Genomic DNA, 25,357 nt, shown 5'->3' with positions numbered 1-25,357 from the left:
AGAAACATTAATGACAAATGGTCATATATTATTCTATTATAAGCTAATTTACTTTAGCGCTTAAAAGCGTTTAATTGTTAAAGAAAAAATAAGTGACAAAAGATTATTTTTCAGCTATAATAAGCCTAATTATTCAAAAATTATAAAATTTTAAAACTTTAAGCTTGTAAGTCATTATCTTTAAAAGAGAATAGCATCTATACATTTCGAAAAGAAAATGATTTGCAAAAAGGAAGGACGGGGCGAATAATGAGCAATATTGAATTGGATCAACTGAGGAATCGTGTTGATGAAGTTAACTTGGAGTTATTGAAACTAATTAATGAAAGAGCTCAGCTTGTTCAAGAGATTGGACGAGTTAAAGGGAATCAGGGAGTTTATCGCTACGATCCAGTCCGCGAAAGAAAAATGCTTGAAGTAATTAAAGAACATAATGATGGACCATTTGAGGATTCGACCATTGATCATCTTTTTAAGGAAATTTTTAAAGCGGGGCTTGACTTACAGAAGGATGATCATGAAAAGGCCTTACTTGTATCCAGAAAGAAAAAACCTGAAGATACGATTGTCACATTGAAGGGTGAAAATATCGGGGATGGAAAACAGCATTTTGTTTTTGGTCCTTGTTCTGTTGAGTCCTACGAGCAGGTAGCCACTGTTGCTAAGGCTATGAAAGAAAAAGGCTTAAAGCTTCTTCGAGGCGGTGCCTATAAACCAAGAACTTCTCCATATGATTTCCAGGGTCTTGGAGTAGAGGGTTTAAAAATTTTAAAACGTGTGGCTGACGAATATGATATGGCAGTCATTAGTGAAATCGTCAATCCGGCAGATATTGAAATGGCTTGTGATTACATCGATGTCATTCAAATTGGTGCCAGAAATATGCAGAACTTTGAGTTATTAAAAGCTGCTGGTGCGGTTAACAAGCCTATTCTTTTAAAAAGAGGTCTTGCTGCTACAATTGAAGAGTTCATCAATGCTGCAGAATACATTATGGCTCAAGGAAATGGCCAAATCATCCTTTGTGAACGTGGAATCAGAACATATGAACGTGCAACAAGAAATACATTAGATATTTCTGCTGTTCCAATTCTGAAAAAAGAAACACATTTACCAGTTATGGTGGACGTAACCCATTCAACTGGAAGAAGAGATTTATTACTTCCATGTGCGAAAGCTGCTATTGCGATCGGTGCAGACGGAGTTATGGCTGAAGTTCACCCAGATCCAGCCGTAGCCCTTTCAGATTCTCAGCAGCAGATGGATCTTAAGCAATTTGATGAATTCTATAATCAATTATTAGCATCAAATTTTGTTAATATTTAAAGTTCACAAACGAGCAAAACAGTAATCCAAGGCCTTCTGCAATGAATTGCAGAAGGTTTTTTCATATTTACGAACGTTTTTAATAAAATATTGACTTTTTCAATTGCGGCTTTAATCTAGTTGTCGTATCATTAAGTACATATGAAGATTGTTTATTATCTCACAAAGAAGTAATCCCGGAAGGTACTTAGGAAAGTGAAAATAGACAGGCAAATAATTATGACTAGTTTTTTGCAAACAGATGTAAAATAAAGAAAAACAATGTTCGTTCTAGGAGAGTGTATAAAAAGTGAATATCACAATTTATGATGTGGCAAGGGAAGCTAACGTATCAATGGCAACAGTTTCCCGTGTAGTCAATGGAAACCCAAATGTAAAACCAGTAACTCGTAAAAAAGTATTAGAAGTAATCGAAAGATTAGGCTACCGTCCAAATGCCGTGGCAAGAGGATTGGCTAGTAAGAAAACCACTACGGTTGGAGTTATTATTCCTGACATATCAAGCATCTTTTTTGCAGAGTTGGCCCGTGGTATTGAAGATATTGCGACGATGTATAAGTACAATATCATTTTAAGTAATTCCGACCAGAATAAAGACAAAGAACTTCATTTACTTAATACCATGCTTGGAAAACAGGTAGATGGAATTGTTTTCATGGGAGGAAATATTACTGCTGACCATGTGGAAGAGTTCGGGAAATCTCCAGTGCCGATTGTCCTGGCAGGTTCTATTGAAGAATCTAATCAAATCCCTTCTGTTAACATTGATTATGAAGCAGCAGTCTATGATTGTGTGAAAGAATTTGTGGAAAAGGGTCATAAACATATTGCTTTTGTGGTTGGGCCTCTTCATGAGCCAAAAAATGCTCAGAAAAAATTAAAGGGCTATCAAAGAGCTCTTCAAGATGCAGGTCTTCCATACAATGAAGAACTGATCGTTGAAGGGGACTACACGTATGATTCTGGAATCGAAGCCTTCGAAAAGTTATTGGAAGCAGCAGACAGGCCTACAGCCATTTTAGTTGGCTCTGATGAAATGGCACTTGGCGTTGTTCATGGGGCAGAGGACAAAGGTTTCCATATCCCTGAAGACTTTGAGGTTATTACCTCAGACAATACCCGGTTGTCACTAATGGTGCGCCCGCAGCTGACAACGATTGTTCAGCCGTTATATGATATTGGTGCAGTTTCCATGCGTCTTCTAACTAAATTGATGAATAAAGATAAGACTAGTGATCCAATCGTTGTTTTACCACACCGAATTGAACATCGTAAATCGACAAAATAAAAAAGTGGGTTGGCATCTAACTGCCAACCCTTTTCTTATTTATGTCCAGTTTTTTGCTGATCCCGAATAGGGAAAAGAGCTTTTTCAAGTGTTAGTAAATTCTTTTCGGTAATTTCTGCTTTTCTTGGGATCGGAGTATAGATCCCTTCAGGGTCATCCCATTCCATTGGTAGTGGAAAAGGGGATACCTGTTGCCAGTGATTGATCCACCCTTCTGGTAATCGGCCATAACCCATCGTATTCTCTGTCATTTCAAGCCAAATCAGTGCCCATGCCCTTGGCACCACACGCCAGATGTCATACCCGCCTCCACCGACAGCAATCCACTTACCATTACAGTATTGATGGGCAATTTCATGTGCAAGCCGAGGTATTTCCCGATAGATTTTCATCGTTGCAGATAGATGTGTTAAGGGGTCGTAATAATGGGAGTCAGCGCCATTTTGAGTAAGGATGACATCTGGTTTAAAAAATTCAGCCACTTCTTTGATAGCTTCTGTGTAAACATGCAGCCACGATTCATCTTCTGTAAAGGCATCGACAGGAATATTAAACGAATAACCGTATCCGAGACCTTGTCCGCGTTCATTAATGCTGCCTGTTCCTGGAAACAAATATCTCCCTGTCTCATGGATGGATAGAGTACAAACATTAGGGTCATCATAAAACGACCATTGAACACCATCACCGTGATGGGCATCTGTGTCAACATATAATACACGGGCATGATACTTTTCCTGCAAATATTTAATGGCAACAGAGCTATCATTATAGACACAGAATCCTGAGGCTTTACCGCGGAAACCGTGATGTAACCCTCCACCAAGGTGAAGGGCATGCAGAGCTTTTCCTGTCATGACTTGGTCCACTGCCATTAATGTTCCGCCAACCAATAAGGAACTAGCTTCATGCATATGAGGGAATACGGGTGTATCCTCTGTACCTAACCCATAGTTTTCAGCAATTTCTTTTGGAAGAGTTCCCTCGCCTGCCTTTTTCACAGCCTCTATATAGCTGCGGTCATGGACTAACACTAATTCCTCTTCAGATGCCATCTTGGGTGGTACAATCTGTTCAGGTGCTAAAGCATTTATATGCTGTAAGAGGTCAACGGTCAATTGCAGCCGGAATTGATTAAAAGGATGATTATCATTAAATTTATACTTTAGCAGTTCTTCTGAAAAAATAAAGGAGCATTGATCACTCATGATGATATCCCTGGGAGGTTAGGCCATAAGACCTGATGGCCTGCTTGTTTGAGATCTTGAATGAGTGCTGTCGGGTTCATGGTTTGCACCCTTAAGACAAGTATTTTATAATGATCATCCTTTTTATCGGGGTAAACGAGGACACTTAGGATATTCGCGTTTTTCTTTTTGATCACAGTCGTAATATCACTAAGTACTCCGGCGAGATTAGGAACCTTGATTTCAATTTGCGAACCTGGCTGGTGTGCACCTGTTAACTCAACCATTGTCCGCAGTAAATCGGTTTCCGTTACGATTCCGACTAGTTTTCCGTCATGAATTATCGGGATACAGCTGATTTTGTGTTCATAAAACAGACCAGCTGCTTCTTCGACAAAATCTAGGGGATGCCCTGTGATGACATTTTTCTCCATAATGGTTTCTAGTGGTTTTTTTAAATCTTCTGGATGTTCATTTGCGTGAAAGATGGAGGGGGTTGCTTCGCTTATTTTTGCTACGGTTATCAGGCCTTGTAAATGCCAATCTTGATCTACAATTGGAATGTGACGAATCTTTCGTTTATCCATTAATCGGATAGCATCTGCAATCGTATCGGCGGGAAAAAGGACGGCGACATCTGTTTTCATGATTTCTTCTACTATCATTCAAATCACCCTCAAACAAAAAGATTAAGCTGTCTGGAGTAAGCAACCAACAGCTAGTGCACTGCGCTAATAAACGCTTCGCTTTTAGTACATAAATCGATTCATAAACCTAAGACGGTCAAATTGTTGAATAGAATCAGCACCTATTCTTTTTCCTATCCTTGCCATTAGACAGTTGGCTGGGTGAGAGCAAATCTCAGGATCATCTGTTGCATACCACTCAAGGCCGCCGGCATTCATCATTTTCTCCATGACCTTTCGGTAATCCCAGACATTTAATTTTGTACCTTTCAAATCCCAATGCCAATAATACTCAGTTGTAATCGTAATATAATCTTCCATGGCATCATCCATCATGGAGACGACTAGGAGATTTTTTCCGACGGAACAGCCTCTGAATTTGGGAATGACTTCAATGGCCCCTAATTCAATTAAATTATCCATTTTCCCCTCAGACCATCGCTCCAGAGGATCAGGATAAAGATAGGTGGCGTATCCAACAATGGTATGCAAATCCCTAGCGATAATGATTCTTCCTTCTGGAAGGTCAGCAATTCCAATTAACGCCTCGTGCTGTTGCTCAGGCTGCCGAAATGCCACGAGGTCTTGATGAAATTCATATCCAGCCAGTTGATCAGATGAAATTGGGCCTTCAATAATTATGTTTCCATGAGGAGTTTTTAGCTGTTTGGCATTGTATGTTTTTTTGTGTTCCATACTGTCACCTACTCGAGAGATGGTTGGTGTATCAATTCTATTATACATAAAAACTATTAGAAAAAAGAAATTTCAAATTTTTTTTTGTAAGGAACTAGGTAAATAGCCATAAAATTCAAGAAAATAATATTTTTAAAATTGTGAATAGTTCTCTTTTGTACTATAATTATCTCATACTAGCAAATGAGGAGGAGATTCAGATGAAAGTGGAAGCGCTATCAGTTGTGCAAGGCGAGTATAATCTTGGCAGTTATGAGGAAATGTACGAACAGTTTGACTGGAAGGAAGCAGAAAAGGAATTTTCTTGGAGCGAAACAGGGCTTGTGAATTTGGCATATGAGGCAATTGACCGCCATGCGGAAACCTTCCGGAAGAATAAGATAGCTCTATACTATCGTGACGGTGCTAGAGATGAAAAGTACACTTTTAAGGAAATGAAGGATTTATCCAATAAGGCAGCAAATGTTTTGAAAACCTATGGAGATGTGGAAAAAGGAGACCGTGTCTTCATTTTTATGCCACGTTCACCAGAACTTTACTTTACTGTTTTAGGTGCGATTAAGCTTGGAGCCATTGTCGGACCATTATTTGAAGCATTTATGGAGGGAGCAGTACGAGACAGGCTGCAAGACAGTGAAGCAAAAGTTCTAGTCACAACCCCCGATTTGTTAGAACGTGTCCCTGTTCAAGATTTACCGGCCCTAAAGCATATCTTTGTGATCGGGAATCATGTAGAAGAGCAAGGATCAACGATTGGCTTTCTAGAGAAATTTAAGTCAGCGAGCAAAGAGCTTAAGATTGAGTGGGTGGATCGTAGAGATGGTTTAATCCTGCATTATACATCTGGGTCTACTGGAAAGCCTAAAGGAGTACTGCATGTACATAATGCCATGATTCAACATTACCAAACCGCAAAATGGGTTTTGGATTTAAAAGAAGATGATGTATACTGGTGCACTGCCGATCCTGGCTGGGTGACAGGTACATCCTATGGTATCTTTGGACCTTGGTTAACAGGAACTTCAAACGTCATCGTCGGCGGCCGTTTTAGCCCTGAGTCCTGGTATCAAATGATTGAAGACTTTGGAGTTACCGTATGGTATAGTGCACCAACTGCATTCCGGATGCTAATGGGAGCAGGAGATGAACTAGTTAAGAAATTTGATTTAAGCAGTCTGCGTCATATCCTAAGTGTAGGTGAACCGTTGAATCCAGAAGTGGTGAAGTGGGGAGCAAAGGTCTTTAATAAGCGGATCCACGATAACTGGTGGATGACGGAAACGGGAGCACAGCTAATTAGTAATTATCCTTGTATGGCCATTAAGCCTGGTTCAATGGGGAAACCAATTCCTGGAGTGCAAGCAGCAATTGTTGATAATCAAGGAAATGAACTGCCTCCATATCGAATGGGCAATCTAGCCATTAAAAAGGGCTGGCCATCGATGATGCAAACCATTTGGAATAATCAAGAAAAGTATGAATCCTACTTTATGCCTGGTGATTGGTATGTTTCAGGGGACTCTGCCTATATGGATGAAGATGGATATTTCTGGTTCCAAGGCAGGGTTGATGATGTTATTATGACATCCGGAGAGCGTGTAGGTCCGTTTGAAGTAGAAAGTAAACTCGTTGAGCATCCGGCTGTTGCAGAAGCAGGGGTTATTGGTAAACCAGATCCTGTCCGCGGTGAAATTATTAAGGCGTTCGTGGCTTTACGGGATGGTTTTGAAGCGTCTGAAGAACTGAAAGAAGAGATTAGACAATTTGTTAAGAAGGGTCTCGCCGCCCACGCAGCTCCTAGAGAAATTGATTTCCGTGACAAGTTACCGAAAACCAGAAGCGGTAAGATTATGAGACGGGTATTAAAGGCATGGGAATTGAATTTGCCGACAGGCGATCTTTCAACAATGGAAGATTAAAAAAACAACCGCACCAATTAGGGTGCGGTTGTTTTACTTTTCTGATTCTGTGGTACGTTTGTTTTATCTTTCTTTGCCGGTGGTGTAGTCGGAGGTATAGCCGGTGCTGGTGCGGCAGCTCCAACTTCAACCGAATTGGAAGCTGCAGATACCTTGCCGGCAATATCCACAGCAATTACGTGATAGGTTCCACTTCCAGCCTTATAGGAAAGCTTTGAGCCGCTTTTTATGTTAGCAACATTTGAACCTCCTTGATATACTCGGTAACCGACTACGTCATTGTCACCTGACTTTGACCAAGACAATGTATTCCCGGATAATGAAAGAGTAACTCCATCCGGATTTTTGCCGTTATCCATCATTTTGGCAGTAGGAACAAGTACCTTTCCCCAACGGCCCCTATTTGGAATCAACTGACTGTAATTATTGAAATTTCTTCCAACCATTCTAGTGATGAAGTCCGGGTTCAAAACCAAACCAAACTGAGCAAACTCTTTCGGTGTGGAATCCAAGGCTAAATATTTTTTACCGCCTACAGTGACAAACTTTCCTTCCACTAAACTATCGTCTACTTTTGTAGGTACATTATTAACATTAAAATAATCACTTTCAATTAAACCGGCTTTTGAACAGGCTGCAGATGGCAGCATACCGGAAACAGCACAATAAGAGCGTTTTACGATTCCATTTGGCATCTGGAAAGATTCCTTTGGATCCACCAGATCCGGCCTGATGTCATAAGCCGCATTGATTAGTTCTGCCCATAAATTATTTGTACGCTGACTATAGGACATTCCGGATGTCTTTAACGATTTAGGTGTATCGTAACCTGTCCAAATTCCAAAGGTTACATTAGGGTTGGTGGCAACAAACCAAGAATCGATATACTCATTACCTGTTCCTGTTTTACCAGCCCAGTCTGCATTAAACTTTAATTTACTTTTCACACCAGCAGCTGTCCCCATTTTAATAACATCCCGCATCATATCAAGCGTTAAGTAAGCAGTTTGCGGTTTAAAGACATCAACGGGTTTCACTTCATGCTGATAAACAATCTTGCCGTCTTTATCGACAATCTTATCAATCATATAGGCATCAATAAATTTCCCATCGTTTGCAAATGTACTAAAGGCATTTGTATTTTCCTCGATCGTTACCCCTGTTTCCATTGAACCAATCGAAGTTGCAAGATTCGTATAGTCTGGTTTTTTAAGAGAAGTAAAGCCCATCTTTTCAAGATATTTTGCCGGTTGTTGATTAACAATTTCTTTATAAAGTTTAACGGCAGGCACGTTATATGATTTAGCTAATGCATAACGGGCAGGAACAATCCCGCTATACCTTAAATCATAGTTACGCGGCCAAGGTGTGCTTTGTCCATAGGCAAGACTTAGTGCTACATCAGGCAGCGGCGTTCCAGGTGATGCTTTCCCTAACTCAATGGCCGGTCCATAAACTAGAAGCGGTTTCATGGTTGAACCGTTCTGTCTAACGGCACTTGTTGCGTGATTAAGCTGCTGTTTATCATAATTTCTTCCGGCAACAAAACTGATGATTTTACCTGTTTTGTTTTCAATCAGCTCAGCCCCGACTTCGACCGGCTCCATTACTGTTACTTCTTCCCCGGTTTCTGGATCCTTCTTTACTTCGGCTTTATCAGGTCCGTAGTATTTATAATTATCCTTAACTGTCTGCATGGCATCATAAATATTTTTGTCAATTGTTGTATAAATCTTATAGCCATTTTGGTGCAGGTCGTGATTGGCTATTGTTTTATATTTATAAAAAAGAGTGTCGTCATTTTCTAAATCCTTCTCTGTGTATCCATCTTTTTTGGCCAGCACAGCGGTAAGGGTCTCAATAGAACGTTTTTCAATTTCAAATGTAAGCCATGGGTATTTTTCAAGCGGATTAGGTACAGGCTTGATAAAATCTTTAGTAATGTCGTAGGCGGAAGCTTCAGCATATTGCTGCTGAGTAATGTAACCACCATCCAACATTCTTTTTAAAACGGTTTTCATCCGCGTAAGTCCTGGTTCAAGATTGTTTTTGACTGTACCCTCTCTGGTAAATGGTGTATAACCAAACGGACTTTGCGGAAGACCGGCAATAAAGGCTGCTTGCGGCAGTGTTAGAACACTAGCGCTTTTTCCGAAAATTCCTTTTGCAGCTGCTTGAACACCGGCAATGTTTTGACCTGAAGAATTCCTTCCGAAGGTGGAAACATTGAGGTATGCTTCTAATATTTCTTTTTTGTTGAAGAATTTCTCTAAACGAAGCGCAAGTAGGATTTCATTGGCTTTCCTTTGAAAGGAGACTTCATTCGTTAAAATCTGATTTTTAATTAATTGCTGTGTTAAGGTACTTCCACCTGATTGAACAGCAGAATTTGTTACTTCTTGAAAAAGAGCTCGAAAAACGGCTTTCGGTACGACCCCTTTATGCTGATAAAAGTATTGATCTTCAGTCGCTATTACAGCATTGGTTAAATCCGTAGATACTTGGTCGAGTTTTACTTCTTCACGGACCAAATCAGACCTGAGCCTGCCAAGGTAGACATTATTAGCAAAATATAAATCTGACGTTTCGGTATAGTTATAAATATCCTTTTTCATACTGTCATACGAGCGGACGGGTTCATCTTTAACTAGTGAGGCAAAGTAGCCTGCACCAACACCTGTAGCAAAGGACCCACCCAGAATGACAACAGTCAGTACAAGGAGAATTAAGTTCCAAATAACCTGATAGGTAATTCGTGCACCTTTTACCGTTTTTTTATGGGTCATCAAGTCTAATATGGATTTTGCCTTTTCAATCCATGCTTGCAACTTTTCATTCATTCGGGGCATCACCTCATTATAAAATCCCTTCCATTATAGCATATCGATGGTACAAAAACTGACAACCTTCTACATTTTCTGAAATTTCCAGTTCGATGTTTGACAGAGGTGTTGAAATATGGTAAAAAAAGCTATAGTATATTTTATATTTAAAGCTGTGAAGGGAATCAACTGTAGTTCTTCTATCCCTGTTTTTAAGAGAGTCAGCGGTGGTGAAAGCTGATACAAATAGAAGAATGAATTACGTCCTTGAGCTTTTTCTGTGAACACATTGTTAGTAGCGGAAAACGGTTTAAACCGTTATTTTATTTGAGTTGGAGGATTTTTTCCTCAAGCTGGGTGGTACCGCGTAACTATACGTCCCTGCATTTTTTGCAGGGACGTTTTTATTTTTTAGGTTAATTGGAGGGATTAAATTTGGATTTATTACAAGATTTAGCATGGAGAGGTATTATTTATCAGCAGACTGATGAAGAAGGACTAAAAGACTTATTAGGCAAGGAAAGCGTTTCGCTTTATTGTGGGGTAGATCCAACGGCTAACAGCTTGCATATCGGACACTTAGTTGCATTTTTAACACTAAGAAGATTTCAGCAGCATGGTCATCGACCAATCGTGTTAGTTGGTGGTGCGACTGGATTAATTGGAGACCCAAGTGGTAAAAGTGAAGAGCGTAAATTGCTTACTTTGGAAACCGTTCAGGAGAATGTTGAAGGCATCCAAAAACAGCTTGCCTCTATTTTTGACTTTGATGGTGAAAATGGAGCGACTATGGTTAATAACTATGATTGGGCAGGCTCTATGGATATCGTGACGTTCTTGCGTGATATCGGTAAGCATATCGGTGTTAATTACATGCTTGCAAAGGATACCATTGCATCACGTCTTGAAACAGGGATCTCTTTTACTGAATTCACCTATACAATTTTACAGGCAATGGACTTTAATCATCTATATGACCACCATAATTGTAAATTGCAGATTGGCGGCAGTGACCAGTGGGGGAATATTACTTCCGGACTGGAATTAATCCGAAAAATGCATGATGAAGAATCGAAGGCATTTGGTCTTACCATTCCACTTGTTACAAAAGCAGATGGAACCAAATTCGGTAAGACAGAAGGCGGTGCTGTCTGGTTAGATCCGGAAAAGACCACCCCTTACGAGTTCTATCAGTTCTGGATTAACACAGCGGATGCAGATGTAGTGAAATACTTGAAATACTTCACTTTCCTTTCTCATGAAGAAATTGAAAGCCTAGAACAAAGCGTTCAAGAAGAGCCGCATCTTCGGAAAGCGCAAAAAGCTTTAGCTGAAGAAATGACCCGCCTCATTCATGGTGAAGAATCATTACAGCAGGCGATTAAAATCTCTCTAGCCCTATTTAGCGGTGAAGTGAAAAACCTTTCTGCGGCAGAAATTAAGCAAGGCTTTAAAGACGTACCTTCCTATGATGCAAAAGAAGGGGAAGAGAATTTAGTTGATTTGCTTGTTGCGGCAAAGATTTCTCCTTCAAAGCGTCAGGCACGTGAGGATATCACGAATGGGGCTGTAACGGTCAATGGGGAAAAGGTGACAGACACAGCGTATATCCTTCAGGAAACAGATCGTATTGAAAGTCAGTTTACGATTATTAGAAGAGGTAAAAAGAAGTATACGTTAATCAACTATTAAGACTAGGGCTTTGGGTTTCCAAAGCCTTTTTTTGCGTAACAATGGACAATTAATATCCGTCTAATATAAAAAGAAGAAAATGGGGTGAAAGAAGTGAAACTATTTTTACATTCTTTCTTTATTATTCTCCTTGCTCTTGTAACATTTTTCGGACTAGGTCCTGTTCTCATGGCGGATGGTTCCTTGCAAGAAAGACTTTGGACAGCAGTAATTGACATTGTTATTTATCTAGTTATAGCCTTTTGTTATCGAAAAGCATGTAAGTGGGCTGTTAAAAAATAAAAAAAACCCGCATGCCAAAATGGTATGCGGGGTTTTTCAAAAAGATTAACGAGAGTAGAACTCAACGATAAGTGCTTCGTTAATTTCAGCTGGAAGTTCTGAACGCTCTGGTAAACGAGTGAAAGTTCCTTCTAACTTGTCAGCATCGAAAGTTAAGAAATCAGGTACAAAGTTATTAACTTCGATTGCTTCTTTGACAACATCAAGGTTACGTGATTTTTCACGAACGCTGATTGTTTGTCCTGGTGTTACACGGTATGATGGGATATCAACACGAGAACCATTAACTTGGATATGACCGTGGTTTACTAATTGGCGAGCAGCACGACGAGTGCGAGCAAGACCTAAACGGTAAACAACGTTATCAAGACGTGATTCAAGTAGAACCATGAAGTTTTCACCGTGGATACCAGATAATTTGCCAGCTCTTTCGAAAAGAGTACGGAATTGGCGCTCATTTACACCATACATATGACGAAGCTTTTGCTTCTCTTGTAATTGTAATCCGTATTCAGAAAGCTTTTTGCGTTGGTTTGGACCATGTTGTCCAGGAGCGTAAGGACGCTTTTCTAATTCTTTACCTGTGCCGCTTAGAGAAATTCCAAGACGACGGGATAGTTTCCAGCTTGGGCCGGTATAACGAGCCATGAATGACTCCTCCTTAGTGTTTTTATTTGGGTAAAATAAAAACCGTTATGAGACTCTTTACAAGACATTTTGTTTTCATGCACCTTCGCCCTAGCAGCTGAGGGTTACAAGATACACCATCAAAAATTGTTTGAGGAACAAAATGAGACCGATAAAGTAAACTCAATAGGCTGCATATATTTTACACAAAGAATATTATATGATTTTTATACATGGTAAGTCAAGTATATTTTTAATATGACTGAAGTCACTAGGAAAAGTCTTAAAAATTTAATAATTTCTCTTAAAAAAATATTCCAATATCATCCTTAAATTAACTATAATTATGATGTGATGTATTTATTTGGGATTTTATAATAAATGATTAGTTGGTTTTCTCTAAAAGGGGATTTACTATTGGAAGTAGAAAAGTATAAAGAGTTATTTCAATTATCTGAAAGGTTGCATTCAACCTTGAATGTGGACACCTTAATAGGAGAATTATTCGTCACGCTAAAAGAAGTATATCCTAATTATTCCTACCACTTACTTTTATCACAAGACACCTATAATCATAGTGACCTGCCAATTATTGACTTAGAATATGATAGTGAAAATATGACGGTCATTAATGCCTATGAGTCTGGTGAAATCCAATTTGAGAGCTCAGATGTGACTAAGCATGCCGCTCTCTATGCCCCATTAAAAGGTAAGTTGGGGATTTATGGTGTTATGCAAGTCATTGCACCGGAAGTGACGGAATTTCCAGCCGGTGAAGCAGAGTTTATCAGGTTATTATCAACAAGTGCTGGCAGTGCCTTGGAAAATGCTAAACTACATCAGCAATCGCAAAGAGCCATTTCTGATCTGCAATTGATCAATAAAACTTCACATCAATTGAATTCAAATCAGCCTTTAGTAGATACCATGATCTATATATCTGAACAAATTAAGAGCTCTTTTGAGGCCGAAGAGGTTGGCTTTTTCCTGTTTACCAAGGACCAACTAGATGCAAAAGTTCTCTCTGGTTCGACACCTTTCTTTTTCACACAACAGTCTCGAATCTACATTGACTACATAAAGAGAAAATTTCAACAGAATAACGAACCATTATTTATTGGAGATTTGAATCTTCCCCTAAATTTCCATTTAGCGTTTCATTCTGTAATGGCTGTTCCCGTTGTAGTTAATAAGAAGATGAAAGGCTTCTCCATTATTATGCATCAAGATCCCTACTTCTTCCCGTTTGAGGCGTTTAAGCTGCTTCAATCTTTGATTCACCATTCTTCTTTAGCTTTAACCAATGCGCTTTTAAGAGATGAACTTGAAAAACTGGTGATCACGGACCATCTTACAAAACTTCATTCCAGAAAGTTCCTGGATGAAAAAATACAGCAATCCATGAATAAAGATGAAAAAGGAACCTTTATTCTGATTGATATTGATAATTTTAAAGAAATAAATGATACCTACGGCCATCAAATTGGAGATATGATACTTATCCAAGTGGCGAATTTAATTAAAGGAAGTATTCGAGATAGTGATATTGGACCGCATATTACAGTATCCTGTGGTGTTTCTTTTTGGAAAATAGACCACCAAGATACCTATCAAAATTTATTTAAAAGAGCAGATGAAGCGTTATATCGGGCAAAAGAAACTGGTAAGAACAAAGTTGTCATCGAAAGCAATCCCAGCATGGTAAGTTAGCCCGTTTATTCGATAAAAAGAGCACAGAATGAAATCTGTGCTCTTCTTAATTCAAATTACCTTTTAAGTTTGGTTGTACTTAAATATGCTCCATTAAGACAGCTGCCAACTCTTCAAGCTTTTGCTGATCAAGCTCATCAAAGCGGTTCACTTCCGGAGAATCGATGTCCAAAACTCCAAATAATTCTCCATCTTTTAAGAGTGGAATTACAATTTCGGATCGTGAAGCTGCATCACAGGCGATATGGCCTGGGAATTGGTGAACGTCTTCCACTCGGACCGTTTCCTTTTTCAAAGCAGAAGTTCCGCAAACGCCCTTACCGACTTTAATCCTCACACAAGCAGGCAGACCTTGAAAAGGACCAAGGACAAGTTCTCCATTTGTATCCATTAAATAAAAACCAACCCAGTTAATGCGGTCGAGAAATTGGTTTAATAGCGCAGAGGTATTGCTGAGATTAGCCATTTGATTTTTCTCATCATGAAGCAATGCCTGCAATTGTTTTTTGACAAGCTCATAATTTTCTTCACGATTTCCTGTATACATTTCGACGTTAAACAAGTAATTTCACCTTTTTCTCTTATGAATTATTTATTATTTTATCAATAATAGCAGAAATTGAGCAGACTTTGACGATAATTTCATAAAGGATTCAGTCATGATTATACAGAAATCCTTATGTAAGGGATACCTAAGGAGGAGAATACATGAAGAAAAATGCAAAGGAAGCAATTGTTAATGCGGCCATATCGTTGTTCAATTCAAATGGGTATTCAGGAACGTCTGTAAGGGATATTGCAAACTTAGCTAAAGTAAACACGGCAACCATTGCCTACTATTTTAATAATAAACCAGGACTCTTAGAATACTGCTTTCTGCATTTTTTTGAACAATATATCAATAAGATAGAAGAAGCGTATCTCTCCATCGATCGTGGTGCAAAAGAATGTTTAAAGAGGATTGTCGGAGATTTACTTCATTATCAATGTGAAAATAGTCAACTAGCCAGTTTTGTCTATCGGGAAATGTCCATGGATTCTCAAGTGGTAAGAGAGATTATGTCCACCTATTCCTTAAAAGAAAAATATTATTTACAGAAGATATTTGAAAGAGGTTTTGAATGGCAGGAATTTCGTCCGCATTCGATACCATATTTAATTATCCAATTAAAGAGTTTGTTAATGATGCCATTTATGAATACACAATATATGAGAGAAGTTTTATACATTTTCCCTAATGAACCATTTTTTGAGCAAAAGTATTTAAAAGATCTACACGCTTGGATCGATAAAACCCTATGTTTTGAAGGGCCAATTATGAAAGGGGTAGTTATAAAATAGCGGTTATCGCTATTTTTTTTATTCTATTTTACAAAAAAATTGAAATTAATAGTCAAAAAATGTCGTTAACATGGTATCATTATAGCATTGAATGGGAACATAAATAAATTTATTAATTATAGATGAATTCGAATCAATGTTGTTTGAAATAGGAGGCTTACTTGTGAAGTATTTCATTGGATTTTTCATCCTGATACTAGCCTTGTTTGTATGGGGATATTTAATAAAGAAAAAGTACTTTAAAGAAATGGATCGACTTGAAGCATGGAAAATAGATTTATTTAATCGACCGATACTGGATGAAATGTCTAAAGTAAAGCAGTTAAATATGACAGGCCAAACAGAGGAGCTGTTTGAACGTTGGCGGAACCAATGGGATGATGTTGTTACTGTAAGGCTCCCTGAATTAGAAGAAATGCTTTTTGATGCGGAAGAATATATTGACCGGTACCGCTTTAGAAAGGCAAAAGAGGTACAACAATCAATTGATACAAAATTGCAGGAAACTGAAACTGAAATAAAGAATATATTGGATGAATTACACGAGCTGGTTGGCAGTGAGGAAAAAAACCGAGTAGAAATAGATGAGTTAAAAGAAAAATATCGTGAAGCAAAAAAAATGCTGCTTGCTCACCGACATAGCTTTGGCAGTGCAGAAAAACACCTAGAACTGCGCTTAAACGAAGTTGCGCAACATTTTCAAGTATTTGATGAGAAAACGAGTCTAGGAAATTATTTAGAAGCTCGCGAAGTCGTTTTACTGATACATAGTCAGCTTGGAAAGATCAAACACCATATGAATTTAATTCCGCAGATGTTAATTGAATGTCAATCATTGCTCCCAAATCTGTTATCTGATTGTATAGAGGGACACCGTGAAATGATAGGCCAAGATTACTATTTAGATCACATTAATGTTGAGCAAGAAATTACACGTTTGGAAGAAAAGCTGGCTGAAATTTTAATATTGATTGAATCAGCTGAAATCGATCAAGCAGAGGAAGGGGTCAAAGAAATAAAGGATCGAATTGATGTCCTCTTTGATCTTTTGGAACAAGAAGTTCACGCTAAACATTTTGTGATTAAGAACGAAAAAGCAGCTTATGAGCTTTTAGCTTCTGCTCAAAAAGAGAATAAGGAGCTATCAAATGAGGTGTTTGCGGTTCAACAAAGCTATCAATTATCTGATAGTGATTTTGAAACACAGAGGCAGCTTGAAAAAGAGCTATCCACTGTCTATAAGCACTATGAAATATTAGTTGAAAAATTGAAGATGAATGACACAGCACAAACGGCACTTAGCAATGAACTGAATTCAATTAAAGAACAGCTGGATATCATTCGTGAAGGACAGCAGGCCTTTGCCTTAAAACTTCAAGCGTTACGAAAAGATGAAATCGAAGCGCGGGAAAAAGTGAAAGAATTAACAAAAAAAGTGGGCGAAACAATCCGGATTGTGAAGAAAAACAATGTTCCTGGTTTGCCGGCAGATTACCAATTTTTATTCGAAGATACAAACGAAAGCATCCAAAACGTTCGTTACCAGCTTGAAGAAAAGCCGCTTAATGTCTCGGCTCTTAATCAATACCTAGAAGTTGCTGTATTAACAGTTGATAAGCTTGTGACAACTACTTATGAGTTAATTGAAAATGTTACATTAGCCGAAAAAGCAATTCAGTATGGAAATCGTTATCGCAGCCAGTACCCATCAATTGCAAAAGGTTTAGCAGATGCGGAAGATGCTTTTAGGCATTATGATTATCAGGAAGCATTAGAGCAGGTCGCAGCTTCACTTGAAGGAATTGATCCACAGGCATTAAAGAAAATAAAAGCAGCAACTGTAACGGAATAGGTTTGAGAGGAAACCGATTCAGCCATAAGGCTTGAATCGGTTTTTTCTTTTTCAAATGAACCTAAATATGATAAGATTTATTTTTGTTAAGTGTCTGGGCGGGGAGGAGACCACAACATGATTTATTTTGACAATAGTGCAACAACTAAACCCTATAAAGAAGTTTTAGAGTCCTTTTTGACGGTTTCAAGTGAATATTTTGGCAATCCTTCCTCATTGCATAGTATAGGAGGACAGGCAGAGAGACTGCTGACACAGGCTAGGGACCAGGTGGCAAAGCTGCTAAAGGTAAGGCCGGCTGAAATATATTTTACCTCAGGAGGTACAGAGAGTAATAATATGGCCATTAAAGGGGCTGCTCAATTGAACCGAAATAAAGGGCGGCATATCATTACTTCAAGTGTCGAACATGCATCTGTTTTGGCGGTAATGGAGCAGCTTTCCGGGGAAGGGTTTGACATTACGTACTTGCCAGTAGACCAAAATGGAAGAGTCTCTGTGGATGATATCGATAAAGCGATTCGGAAAGATACCATATTAATATCCATCATGCAGGTTAATAATGAAGTTGGGACCATACAGCCGATTGCCGAAATTGGGGAACTGTTGAAAAAACATCCCAACATTTTATTTCACGTCGATTCTGTTCAGGCGATTGGAAAAGATCCGTTGTCCTTGTACAAGAACAGGGTTGATTTTTGTTCGTTATCAGCTCATAAATTCCACGGCTTAAAAGGGACGGGTGTATTGTTTGTTCGAGAAGGAGCAAGACTTGCACCCTTATTATCTGGTGGCAATCAAGAGCGCAAGATGCGCAGTGGTACGGAAAATGTGGCGGGATTCGTTGCGCTGGCAAAGGCCTTAAGAATCACAATGGGTAAAAGTGAGCTTGGAATCACGAACATGAAAAAAATCCAATCCAGTCTGCGGAAAGAATTAAATGAAATAGAAGGTGTGAATATCCATACACCGCTCGAAGGGGCGGCACCCAATATATTAAATTTTTCACTAGAAGGAATAAAATCGGAAGTATTTATCCATGCGTTAGAACAGGAAGGAGTGTTCGTTTCCACGACAAGTGCCTGTTCGTCAAAGAAGAAATCTCCGAGCAAAACACTGCTTGCAATGGGGATTGCGGAAAAATTAGCGGATAGTTCGATTCGAATCAGTCTCACTTTTGATAATACAGAAGAAGAGGCAAGAGCAGTCATTACTGCGATTAAAAAGTGTGCAAACCAATTACGAAAGGTTATGAAATAAATGAATTATGACCGTATTTTAATACGTTATGGTGAAATATCCACAAAGGGACGAAATCGCCATAAGTTTGTTGAGAAGCTTAGAAAAAGCGTGAAAATTGCCCTGGTACCTTTTCCTAATATTAAAATAGAGGCCAGCCGGGACCGGATGTATGTTTTATTAAATGGAGAAAGCGGAATAGAAATTATCGAAAAACTAAAACATATATTTGGGATTCAATCCTTTAGTCCTGCGATTAAGGTGGAAAGGAATGTTGAGGTTCTAAAAAACTCGGCATTGGATTTCGTAAGGTCACATTATAAGGAAGGGCAGACCTTTAAAGTTACCCCAAAACGTTCAGATAAAACATTCGAGTTAAATACAGATGGAATCAACCGAACCATTGGCGGCTATTTACTTCAGAATATCCCTGGACTTCGTGTTGATGTAAAGAATCCGGATATCAATTTACGAATAGAAGTCAGAGAAGACGCGATTTATTTATCATGTGAAACGATTCCAGGTGCTGGCGGAATGCCGAGCGGCTCGAACGGAAGAGCAATGCTCATGTTGTCTGGAGGAATCGATAGCCCTGTTGCAGGTTACCTGGCAATGAAACGAGGATTAGAAATTGAAGCGATCCATTTTCATAGCCCTCCATTCACAAGTGAACGTTCGAAAGAAAAGGTAGTAGATCTTACTAAGAAGCTAGCCGAAATTTATGGAAGTAGTATTAAGCTTCATATAGTCCCTTTTACCAGCGTCCAACAGGCTGTTCGTGAACAAATCCCTGAAAATTATTCAATGACTTCAACCAGAAGAATGATGCTTCGAATTGCCGATGAAATACGGATTAAACAGGAGGGGCTAGCAATTATTACGGGTGAGAGCCTTGGACAGGTAGCAAGCCAAACCTTAGAAAGTATGTTTACCATTAATGAGGTGACGAACACCCCTATTCTCCGTCCATTGATTATGATGGACAAAACAGATATAATCAAAATCGCGCATGAAATAGATACTCTCGAAATTTCGAATAGGCCTTTTGAGGACTGCTGCACAATCTTTGTTCCTGCCTCTCCTAAAACAAAGCCGCGTCGGGAGAAAGTCCAGCATTATGAAAGCTATTTTGATTTTATCCCTCTAATTAATGATGCATTCCAACAGGTTGAAACTCTTGTCATTGAACCTGAAGAGCAAAAATCAGAATTTAATTCATTATTTTAAATAACAAAATATGAAATTTTTGTGAACAATTACCAATTGGATTATAGAATGAACTTTAGAATTTCTACACATTCTATACTCACAAGGAGGTGATATCACATGGCAAACAACAATTCAAACAACTTATTAGTTCCTGGTGTTGAACAAGCTCTTGATCAAATGAAATATGAGATTGCTCAAGAATTTGGTGTAAATCTTGGTGCTGATACTACTTCACGTGCTAACGGTTCTGTTGGTGGTGAAATCACTAAGCGTCTAGTTTCTATGGCTGAACAACAATTAGGCGGCGGATTTTCTCGTTAATCAAATTGAATAAGATGGCTACAGAGAGTGTGGAGGTTTACCTCCCACTCTCTTTCATTTTCCTTAAACTGGAATAAATTGCGTAATCAAAGGTCTTCTAATTTATTATTTAAGATGTATAATAAAGATATTTCGAAATTAGAAACATTAAGGGGATCGGAAGACAGATGAAAAAAACAGATGCAAAGATGGGAGCGGTCCATGCCGGCTTTTCTTATTTTCTTTGGGGATTACTGCCGATTTATTGGAAACTTATAGAACAAGTAAATGCAACGGAAATTCTTGCAAACCGGATTTTTTGGTCGTTTATTTTTATGGTGCTTGTTTTAGTCATAACAAATAAATGGAGTTTATTTGTTTATACCTTAAAAGGTTTCACGGAGAATAAAAAACAGATGTATTCCCTGACCATTGCCTCCTTATTAATAAGCGTCAATTGGTTTGTCTATATTTGGGCGGTGAATAGTGGCCATATGATTGAGGCAAGTCTCGGCTACTATATTAATCCGCTTATTAGTATTTTACTTGGCATGATTGTCCTTAAGGAAAAATTAACGGTTGTGCAACTAGTATCATTTATCCTGGCTGCAACTGGAGTAGGCATTATAACTATTTCACATGGTGTATTCCCATGGATTGCAATAACTCTTGCTTTATCCTTTGGTTTGTATGGGCTTGCTAAAAAGATGATTAATGTGGAATCGTCGGTTGGTTTAACGTTAGAAACTATGGTGCTTGCACCAATTGCTGCTATTTATATCATTTACTTATTCCTAAATCAATCTAACTCTTTATTTACTGCTGGTTGGGAAACGGATTTATTATTGATAGGTGCAGGTGCAGCTACTGCGATACCGCTGCTTTATTTTGCAAAAGGAGCTCAAAAGATACCACTTTCTTTACTGGGCTTCCTGCAATATATTTCACCAACGTTAACACTGATTTTAGGTGTTTTTGTCTATGATGAGCATTTTTCTAAAATACAATTGTTATCCTTTATGTTTATTTGGGCTGCTGTAGTCATCTATTCACTATCAAAAACAAAATGGTTTACTCATAGGAAAGTTAAGCTTTCAAACGAAAACAGAGCTGCACTTTAACTGAAAAAGCCCTGATCCGACATTTGCGGATTAGGGCTTTTTTTATAAAAATGTTCGCTTAACTTTATTCCAGAAAGAGTTATCTTTTAATTTTAAGGTTTTAATTTTTTTGTCATTAATTTTAATTTGAATTGTTTCCACGTGACGGATGCTTAAAGCCTCATTATCCATCCCCATTGTAGGGTGGTCATTCCCTTCCGAAATGACCCTTAAGGTAAGTGTACGTTCACTTCCAACAATAAAGGAAGCACCTAGGGTTCGATACTGATTAGTATTAACGGATGCCACCTCACTAACTTGCATGCAGGAGAGCAGCGGGTCCACAATAGAGCCGCTAACTGATTTATTATAAGCCGTACTTCCGGTTGGGGTAGCCACAATTAATCCATCACCGCGAAATGTTTCAAGATGAAGCTCATCAATGAATACATCCATCACAAGTGTTTTAATAATGGCTGATCTGATACTAAATTCATTCAAACAACGAAATGTACTTTGACCATCGACAGTTACCTCAATGGTCGGATAACGGCGAACCTTTAATTGTGCGCTTGTGGTAATCGCTTCTATCATTTTTGATGTATCATTGATGCGAAAATCACAATACATACTAAGACTATCCATGACTGAAATGCCCATATAAAGGCAATCCTCACGAAAGCCTGTTTTTCTAACCGCTTGCAAAAATGTGCCATCATCCCCAACACTGGCAATAATATTAGCCTTTTGGTAATCATCTACAATTGTAAAATCGTAGCGTTTCGCAAGTTCTAAAAGGGGTGCTATTTTTAAAAGTAAATCATCATCCCGTTTGTGATAGAAATAAATATTCCGTCTTATATCCATGTCAATCCCCCCTCTAAAATATTAAAAAGATGCAATAACTTTGTTGAAATTAAAATGTCTGATGTTAGTTTAGCATTTTTTAGAAACAATATAAAAGCAGGTTAAATTGATATCCATGTTGAACATCCGAGTTAATCCCTAAAGCAATCAACATCTTGATGGTAGGTTTATTTTCTTCATAAATGCAAATAATAATTGGCTGAAAGGATGTGAGAAAATGTTTTGGCTGCTCCTCATTCTGCTTATCATTTTGGTCTTATTCCTATTTATTATTTTTACAAAGTTGACAATCTATATTTATTATTCTCATTTTAACGATAATGACGATTTAAAAATAGAGTTACGTGTATTGTTTGGCTTAATCAAATACAAAATAAAGGTACCTGTAATAAAAGTTGACGATGACTCCCCAAGCATTGTTGTGAAAAGCAAATCACAAATGGGAGACTCAGCTGATGAAGACACCGAAACAAATCTAAATCAATTAAACCAGGATGATTTTTTAAGTAAACTTCAGTCCGCAAAAGATATTCTGCATAAGGTTTTTGGGATGAATGTAATAGTAAAAAAGTTTTTACAAAAGGTTACAATTAAAAACTTTGAGTGGCAAACCTTAATGGGTGTTGGTGATGCAGCCTATACGGGGATGATGACTGGAGCCTTATGGGCTATGAAAGGAGGGATTATCGGACTCCTTAGCCATTATATGAGGTTGAAAGAAATGCCTCAATTAACGGTTACCCCACATTTTCAGGCAGCTGTTATCCATACAAAGTTAACATGTATGTTTCAGTTTCGAATCGGGCATGCTATTCTCGCAGGATTAAAACTGATTAAATTCTGGAAGGGCGGGAAACCGCGCCTAAAAAGAAAATCAGATTTTCAAGATGAAAAAACTAAATCCGTTTCATAGAGGAGGATAAAACCTATGTCTGACCATCCAATACAAGGTTTGATGACAACCGCAATGGAAAGTTTAAAAGAAATGATTGATGTTAATACGATTATTGGTGATCCGGTAGAAACCCCAGACGGAAGTGTTATCTTAACAGTATCAAAGGTTGGATTTGGATTTGCTGCAGGAGGCAGTGAGTTTAATAAACAAGATAATGGTCAAAAAGAAGGACAAGGACAGCCTAAACTTCCATTTGGCGGTGGAAGCGGCGGCGGTGTGTCAATTACTCCTATCGCTTTTCTAATCGTAAATTCTCAAGGTGTAAAAATGCTTCATTTAGACGAAAGCACTCATTTATACGAGAAAATTCTAGAGCTAGCACCGCAGGCCGTCGATAAAATACAGCAAATGTTCTCGAAAAAAGATGAGGGTAAGCAGCAATCCCAACAGCAGCAACAACAATCCCAACAGCAGCAACAACAATCTCAGCAACAGCAACAGCAGCCAAAAGTCGATTTAGAATTATAAGTAAAAAAGTTAATCTTCCTAGATTTAGGAAGGTTAACTTTTTCTTTTGTAATCACTGCTTCACAAGGCATTCAAATAAAAACCAAATTTCTCTAGTTCAAATAATTGCAAAAATAGTTTTGAAAAGATATATTTACACTGTACATAATTAAAGTTTATTCGTCTTGAACGAAGCTTTAATACGACAAAGGAGGATGAATAAGAATGGCAAATGTTACATTTAAAGGAAATCAAATTACTCTTCTTGGCAATGAGGTAAAAGTGGGCGATAAGGCTCCAAATTTCACAGTCCTTGCTAATGACTTATCAGAAGTAACTCTAAATGATACTAAGGGACAAGTTCGTTTAATCTCATCAGTACCTTCACTAGATACAGGTGTTTGTGATGCAGAAACACGCCGTTTTAATGAAGAAGCAAACAGCTTAGGTAATGTTAAAATCTTAACAGTAAGCGTAGACTTACCATTTGCTCAAAAGCGCTGGTGTGCCGCTGCTGGAATTGAAAATGTTCAAACTCTATCTGACCATCGTGACCTTTCTTTTGGTGAAGCATATGGAGTCGCGATTCAAGAGTTAAGACTTTTAACTCGTGCTGTTTTCGTAGTAGATTCAAGTGATACAGTTGTTTATGTTGAATATGTTAGTGAAGCAACTAACCATCCAAATTATGAAGCAGCACTTGACGCAGCTAGAAACGCGAAATAATATAACTAAGGGCCTCGTGAAATTGCGAGGTCTTTTTACTTGTTTAAAAAATACATACTCGTATAGAATGAATAAGGAAATTTAGTAATGGAGGGAAACAATGAACATTTCTCCAGTAGAAGAGTTATTTACATTATTTAATGAAACAGCCCTTATTTTACAAGAGGAATTAGCCTGCAGTTATCTTGAGGCGCTTGCCGAAACAGGTGAGAATCTATTTCAAGGAGCTATCCTGCAGGAAGAGTTAAGTGAGTTAACCGTAAAAAGGCTTAAGAAACAATATAGCGAGCTTACTTTGGACAACTTTTCAAATGAAGACATCCGCAAAGCCTTTCAGTTAGTGATTTTAAAAGGAATGAAGGAAAACGTGCAGCCGAATCATCAAATGACTCCAGATTCTGTGGGAATGCTCGTTGGTTACTTAGTTGAAAAATTTATGCAGAAACCATCCTTTCGTCTCCTCGACCCAGCCGTAGGAACAGGAAATCTATTAACAACGGTGATCAATCATTCTCGTAATCAAATCAGCTCCATTGGTGTAGAGATTGATGATATCTTAATAAAGCTTGCTTATGTAAATGCAAACCTTCAGGGACATCCGATTCAGTTTTTTAATCAAGACAGCTTAGAATCTTTATTTATTGACCCCGTTGATGCAGTAATTGCTGATTTACCTATTGGATACTATCCGAATGATGTAAGAGCGGCCGACTACCAATTAAAATCGGATACGGGCCATTCCTATTCTCATCACCTATTTATCGAACAGAGTGTCCGGCATACCAACCCAGGAGGATATCTGTTTTTCTTAGTTCCTAATGGTCTTTTTGAAAGTGAACAGGCGCCGCTGCTGCATGAATATATAAAGGACCATTTATATATTCAAGGTTTGCTGCAATTACCAACAAGCATTTTTAAAACTAAGAGTTCAGCCAAAAGTATTTTGATTTTACAAAAGAAGGGCGATAACATCCAGCCTCCTAAGCAGGCTTTGCTTGTGAATCTACCTAGCCTTTCAAACGCCTTTGAGATGGATAAGATCCTAACGAAAATGGAAAAGTGGTTTCAAGAAAATAAAGGATAAAA

The 25,357-nt window shown here is 38.3% G+C and carries 23 protein-coding genes and 1 other annotated feature; of the genes, 16 read left to right on the top strand and 7 right to left on the bottom strand.

All coding sequences use genetic code 11. From position 1 onward, the window contains the following. The first annotated feature begins 249 nt into the window (after positions 1-249). The gene (locus tag AAHB15_RS13960) at positions 250-1,326 is read left to right on the top strand and encodes a bifunctional 3-deoxy-7-phosphoheptulonate synthase/chorismate mutase (protein ID WP_144564576.1); all 1,077 of its coding nucleotides are present in this window, start codon (positions 250-252) and stop codon (positions 1,324-1,326) included. Positions 1,327-1,615: 289 nt separating this feature from the next. Beyond that, entirely contained in the window at positions 1,616-2,614 is a 999-nt protein-coding gene (gene ccpA / locus AAHB15_RS13955; protein WP_098532023.1) for a catabolite control protein A, read from the top strand. A gap of 35 nt (positions 2,615-2,649) precedes the next feature. Here the strand turns inward: ccpA and AAHB15_RS13950 are convergent, their stop codons facing one another. The 3 genes from AAHB15_RS13950 to AAHB15_RS13940 all read right to left on the bottom strand — a co-directional run bounded on the left by AAHB15_RS13950 (position 2,650) and on the right by AAHB15_RS13940 (position 5,183). Beyond that, the gene (locus AAHB15_RS13950; RefSeq protein ID WP_342042629.1) at positions 2,650-3,822 is read right to left on the bottom strand and encodes an acetoin utilization protein AcuC; all 1,173 of its coding nucleotides are present in this window, start codon (positions 3,820-3,822) and stop codon (positions 2,650-2,652) included. Further along, a complete protein-coding gene (locus tag AAHB15_RS13945; protein WP_098532025.1) occupies positions 3,819-4,466 on the bottom strand; it encodes an acetoin utilization AcuB family protein in 648 nt (215 codons plus the stop codon). The genes AAHB15_RS13950 and AAHB15_RS13945 overlap by 4 nt, the downstream gene beginning before the upstream one ends. Before the next feature lie 84 nt (positions 4,467-4,550). Then, on the bottom strand, positions 4,551-5,183 hold the full coding sequence (locus AAHB15_RS13940) for a GNAT family N-acetyltransferase (protein ID WP_335571273.1): 633 nt from the start codon (positions 5,181-5,183) through the stop codon (positions 4,551-4,553). Positions 5,184-5,383: 200 nt separating this feature from the next. Between AAHB15_RS13940 and acsA the strand changes: the two genes are divergently transcribed. Beyond that, the gene (gene acsA, locus AAHB15_RS13935) at positions 5,384-7,102 is read left to right on the top strand and encodes an acetate--CoA ligase (protein WP_342042628.1); all 1,719 of its coding nucleotides are present in this window, start codon (positions 5,384-5,386) and stop codon (positions 7,100-7,102) included. Positions 7,103-7,119: 17 nt separating this feature from the next. Here the strand turns inward: acsA and AAHB15_RS13930 are convergent, their stop codons facing one another. Next, entirely contained in the window at positions 7,120-9,942 is a 2,823-nt protein-coding gene (locus tag AAHB15_RS13930; protein ID WP_342042627.1) for a transglycosylase domain-containing protein, read from the bottom strand. Positions 9,943-10,090: 148 nt separating this feature from the next. Then, positions 10,091-10,310, top strand: a binding site (T-box leader). 49 nt (positions 10,311-10,359) lie between these two features. Between AAHB15_RS13930 and tyrS the strand changes: the two genes are divergently transcribed. Both tyrS and AAHB15_RS13920 read left to right on the top strand, forming a co-directional pair. Then, positions 10,360-11,616: a tyrosine--tRNA ligase gene (gene tyrS, locus AAHB15_RS13925; RefSeq protein ID WP_342042626.1), complete on the top strand. Its 1,257-nt coding sequence runs from the start codon at positions 10,360-10,362 to the stop codon at positions 11,614-11,616. A 93-nt stretch (positions 11,617-11,709) separates the two neighbouring features. Continuing rightward, positions 11,710-11,898: a DUF6954 family protein gene (locus AAHB15_RS13920; RefSeq protein WP_335571269.1), complete on the top strand. Its 189-nt coding sequence runs from the start codon at positions 11,710-11,712 to the stop codon at positions 11,896-11,898. 45 nt (positions 11,899-11,943) lie between these two features. Here AAHB15_RS13920 and rpsD read toward each other — a convergent pair whose 3' ends face one another. Beyond that, the gene (rpsD, locus tag AAHB15_RS13915) at positions 11,944-12,546 is read right to left on the bottom strand and encodes a 30S ribosomal protein S4 (protein ID WP_144564561.1); all 603 of its coding nucleotides are present in this window, start codon (positions 12,544-12,546) and stop codon (positions 11,944-11,946) included. 396 nt (positions 12,547-12,942) lie between these two features. On the opposite strand from rpsD, the gene AAHB15_RS13910 reads away from it, so the two are divergent. Continuing rightward, positions 12,943-14,235: a sensor domain-containing diguanylate cyclase gene (locus AAHB15_RS13910; protein WP_342042625.1), complete on the top strand. Its 1,293-nt coding sequence runs from the start codon at positions 12,943-12,945 to the stop codon at positions 14,233-14,235. Between the two features lie 79 nt (positions 14,236-14,314). Here the strand turns inward: AAHB15_RS13910 and AAHB15_RS13905 are convergent, their stop codons facing one another. Continuing rightward, positions 14,315-14,797, bottom strand: a complete 483-nt coding sequence (locus AAHB15_RS13905) for a GAF domain-containing protein (RefSeq protein ID WP_335571267.1) — start codon at positions 14,795-14,797, stop codon at positions 14,315-14,317. Positions 14,798-14,943: 146 nt separating this feature from the next. On the opposite strand from AAHB15_RS13905, the gene refZ reads away from it, so the two are divergent. From refZ to rarD, 6 genes are all read left to right on the top strand, one after another. Next, positions 14,944-15,576 (top strand): forespore capture DNA-binding protein RefZ, encoded by a 633-nt coding sequence (refZ, locus tag AAHB15_RS13900; protein ID WP_335571266.1) that lies wholly within the window; start codon positions 14,944-14,946, stop codon positions 15,574-15,576. A 163-nt stretch (positions 15,577-15,739) separates the two neighbouring features. Further along, entirely contained in the window at positions 15,740-17,428 is a 1,689-nt protein-coding gene (ezrA, locus tag AAHB15_RS13895; RefSeq protein ID WP_335574682.1) for a septation ring formation regulator EzrA, read from the top strand. Positions 17,429-17,545: 117 nt separating this feature from the next. Then, entirely contained in the window at positions 17,546-18,688 is a 1,143-nt protein-coding gene (locus AAHB15_RS13890; protein WP_335574683.1) for a cysteine desulfurase family protein, read from the top strand. Continuing rightward, positions 18,689-19,894 carry a tRNA uracil 4-sulfurtransferase ThiI gene (thiI, locus tag AAHB15_RS13885; protein WP_335574684.1) on the top strand — a complete coding sequence of 402 codons (1,206 nt, stop codon included), beginning with the start codon at positions 18,689-18,691 and terminating at the stop codon, positions 19,892-19,894. 99 nt (positions 19,895-19,993) lie between these two features. After that, positions 19,994-20,197, top strand: a complete 204-nt coding sequence (locus AAHB15_RS13880) for an alpha/beta-type small acid-soluble spore protein (protein ID WP_144564546.1) — start codon at positions 19,994-19,996, stop codon at positions 20,195-20,197. A 167-nt stretch (positions 20,198-20,364) separates the two neighbouring features. Then, positions 20,365-21,297, top strand: a complete 933-nt coding sequence (gene rarD, locus AAHB15_RS13875) for an EamA family transporter RarD (protein ID WP_335574685.1) — start codon at positions 20,365-20,367, stop codon at positions 21,295-21,297. A 42-nt stretch (positions 21,298-21,339) separates the two neighbouring features. Here the strand turns inward: rarD and AAHB15_RS13870 are convergent, their stop codons facing one another. Next, on the bottom strand, positions 21,340-22,143 hold the full coding sequence (locus AAHB15_RS13870; protein WP_335574686.1) for an NAD kinase: 804 nt from the start codon (positions 22,141-22,143) through the stop codon (positions 21,340-21,342). Between the two features lie 217 nt (positions 22,144-22,360). Between AAHB15_RS13870 and AAHB15_RS13865 the strand changes: the two genes are divergently transcribed. From AAHB15_RS13865 to AAHB15_RS13850, 4 genes are all read left to right on the top strand, one after another. Further along, complete coding sequence (locus AAHB15_RS13865; protein WP_335574687.1) at positions 22,361-23,056, top strand: DUF2953 domain-containing protein; 696 nt, start codon at positions 22,361-22,363, stop codon at positions 23,054-23,056. Between the two features lie 15 nt (positions 23,057-23,071). Continuing rightward, positions 23,072-23,566 carry a GerW family sporulation protein gene (gene ytfJ, locus AAHB15_RS13860; protein ID WP_335574688.1) on the top strand — a complete coding sequence of 165 codons (495 nt, stop codon included), beginning with the start codon at positions 23,072-23,074 and terminating at the stop codon, positions 23,564-23,566. 204 nt (positions 23,567-23,770) lie between these two features. After that, a complete protein-coding gene (gene tpx / locus AAHB15_RS13855; protein ID WP_098533718.1) occupies positions 23,771-24,271 on the top strand; it encodes a thiol peroxidase in 501 nt (166 codons plus the stop codon). A 100-nt stretch (positions 24,272-24,371) separates the two neighbouring features. Beyond that, on the top strand, positions 24,372-25,355 hold the full coding sequence (locus AAHB15_RS13850; protein ID WP_335574689.1) for a class I SAM-dependent methyltransferase: 984 nt from the start codon (positions 24,372-24,374) through the stop codon (positions 25,353-25,355). Positions 25,356-25,357 lie beyond the last annotated feature (2 nt).

This window comes from Bacillus sp. OTU2372, from assembly GCF_038440275.1.
Lineage (GTDB): Bacteria > Bacillota > Bacilli > Bacillales > Cytobacillaceae > Neobacillus > Neobacillus bataviensis_B.
This window is presented reverse-complemented; position numbering and strand designations above follow the sequence as displayed.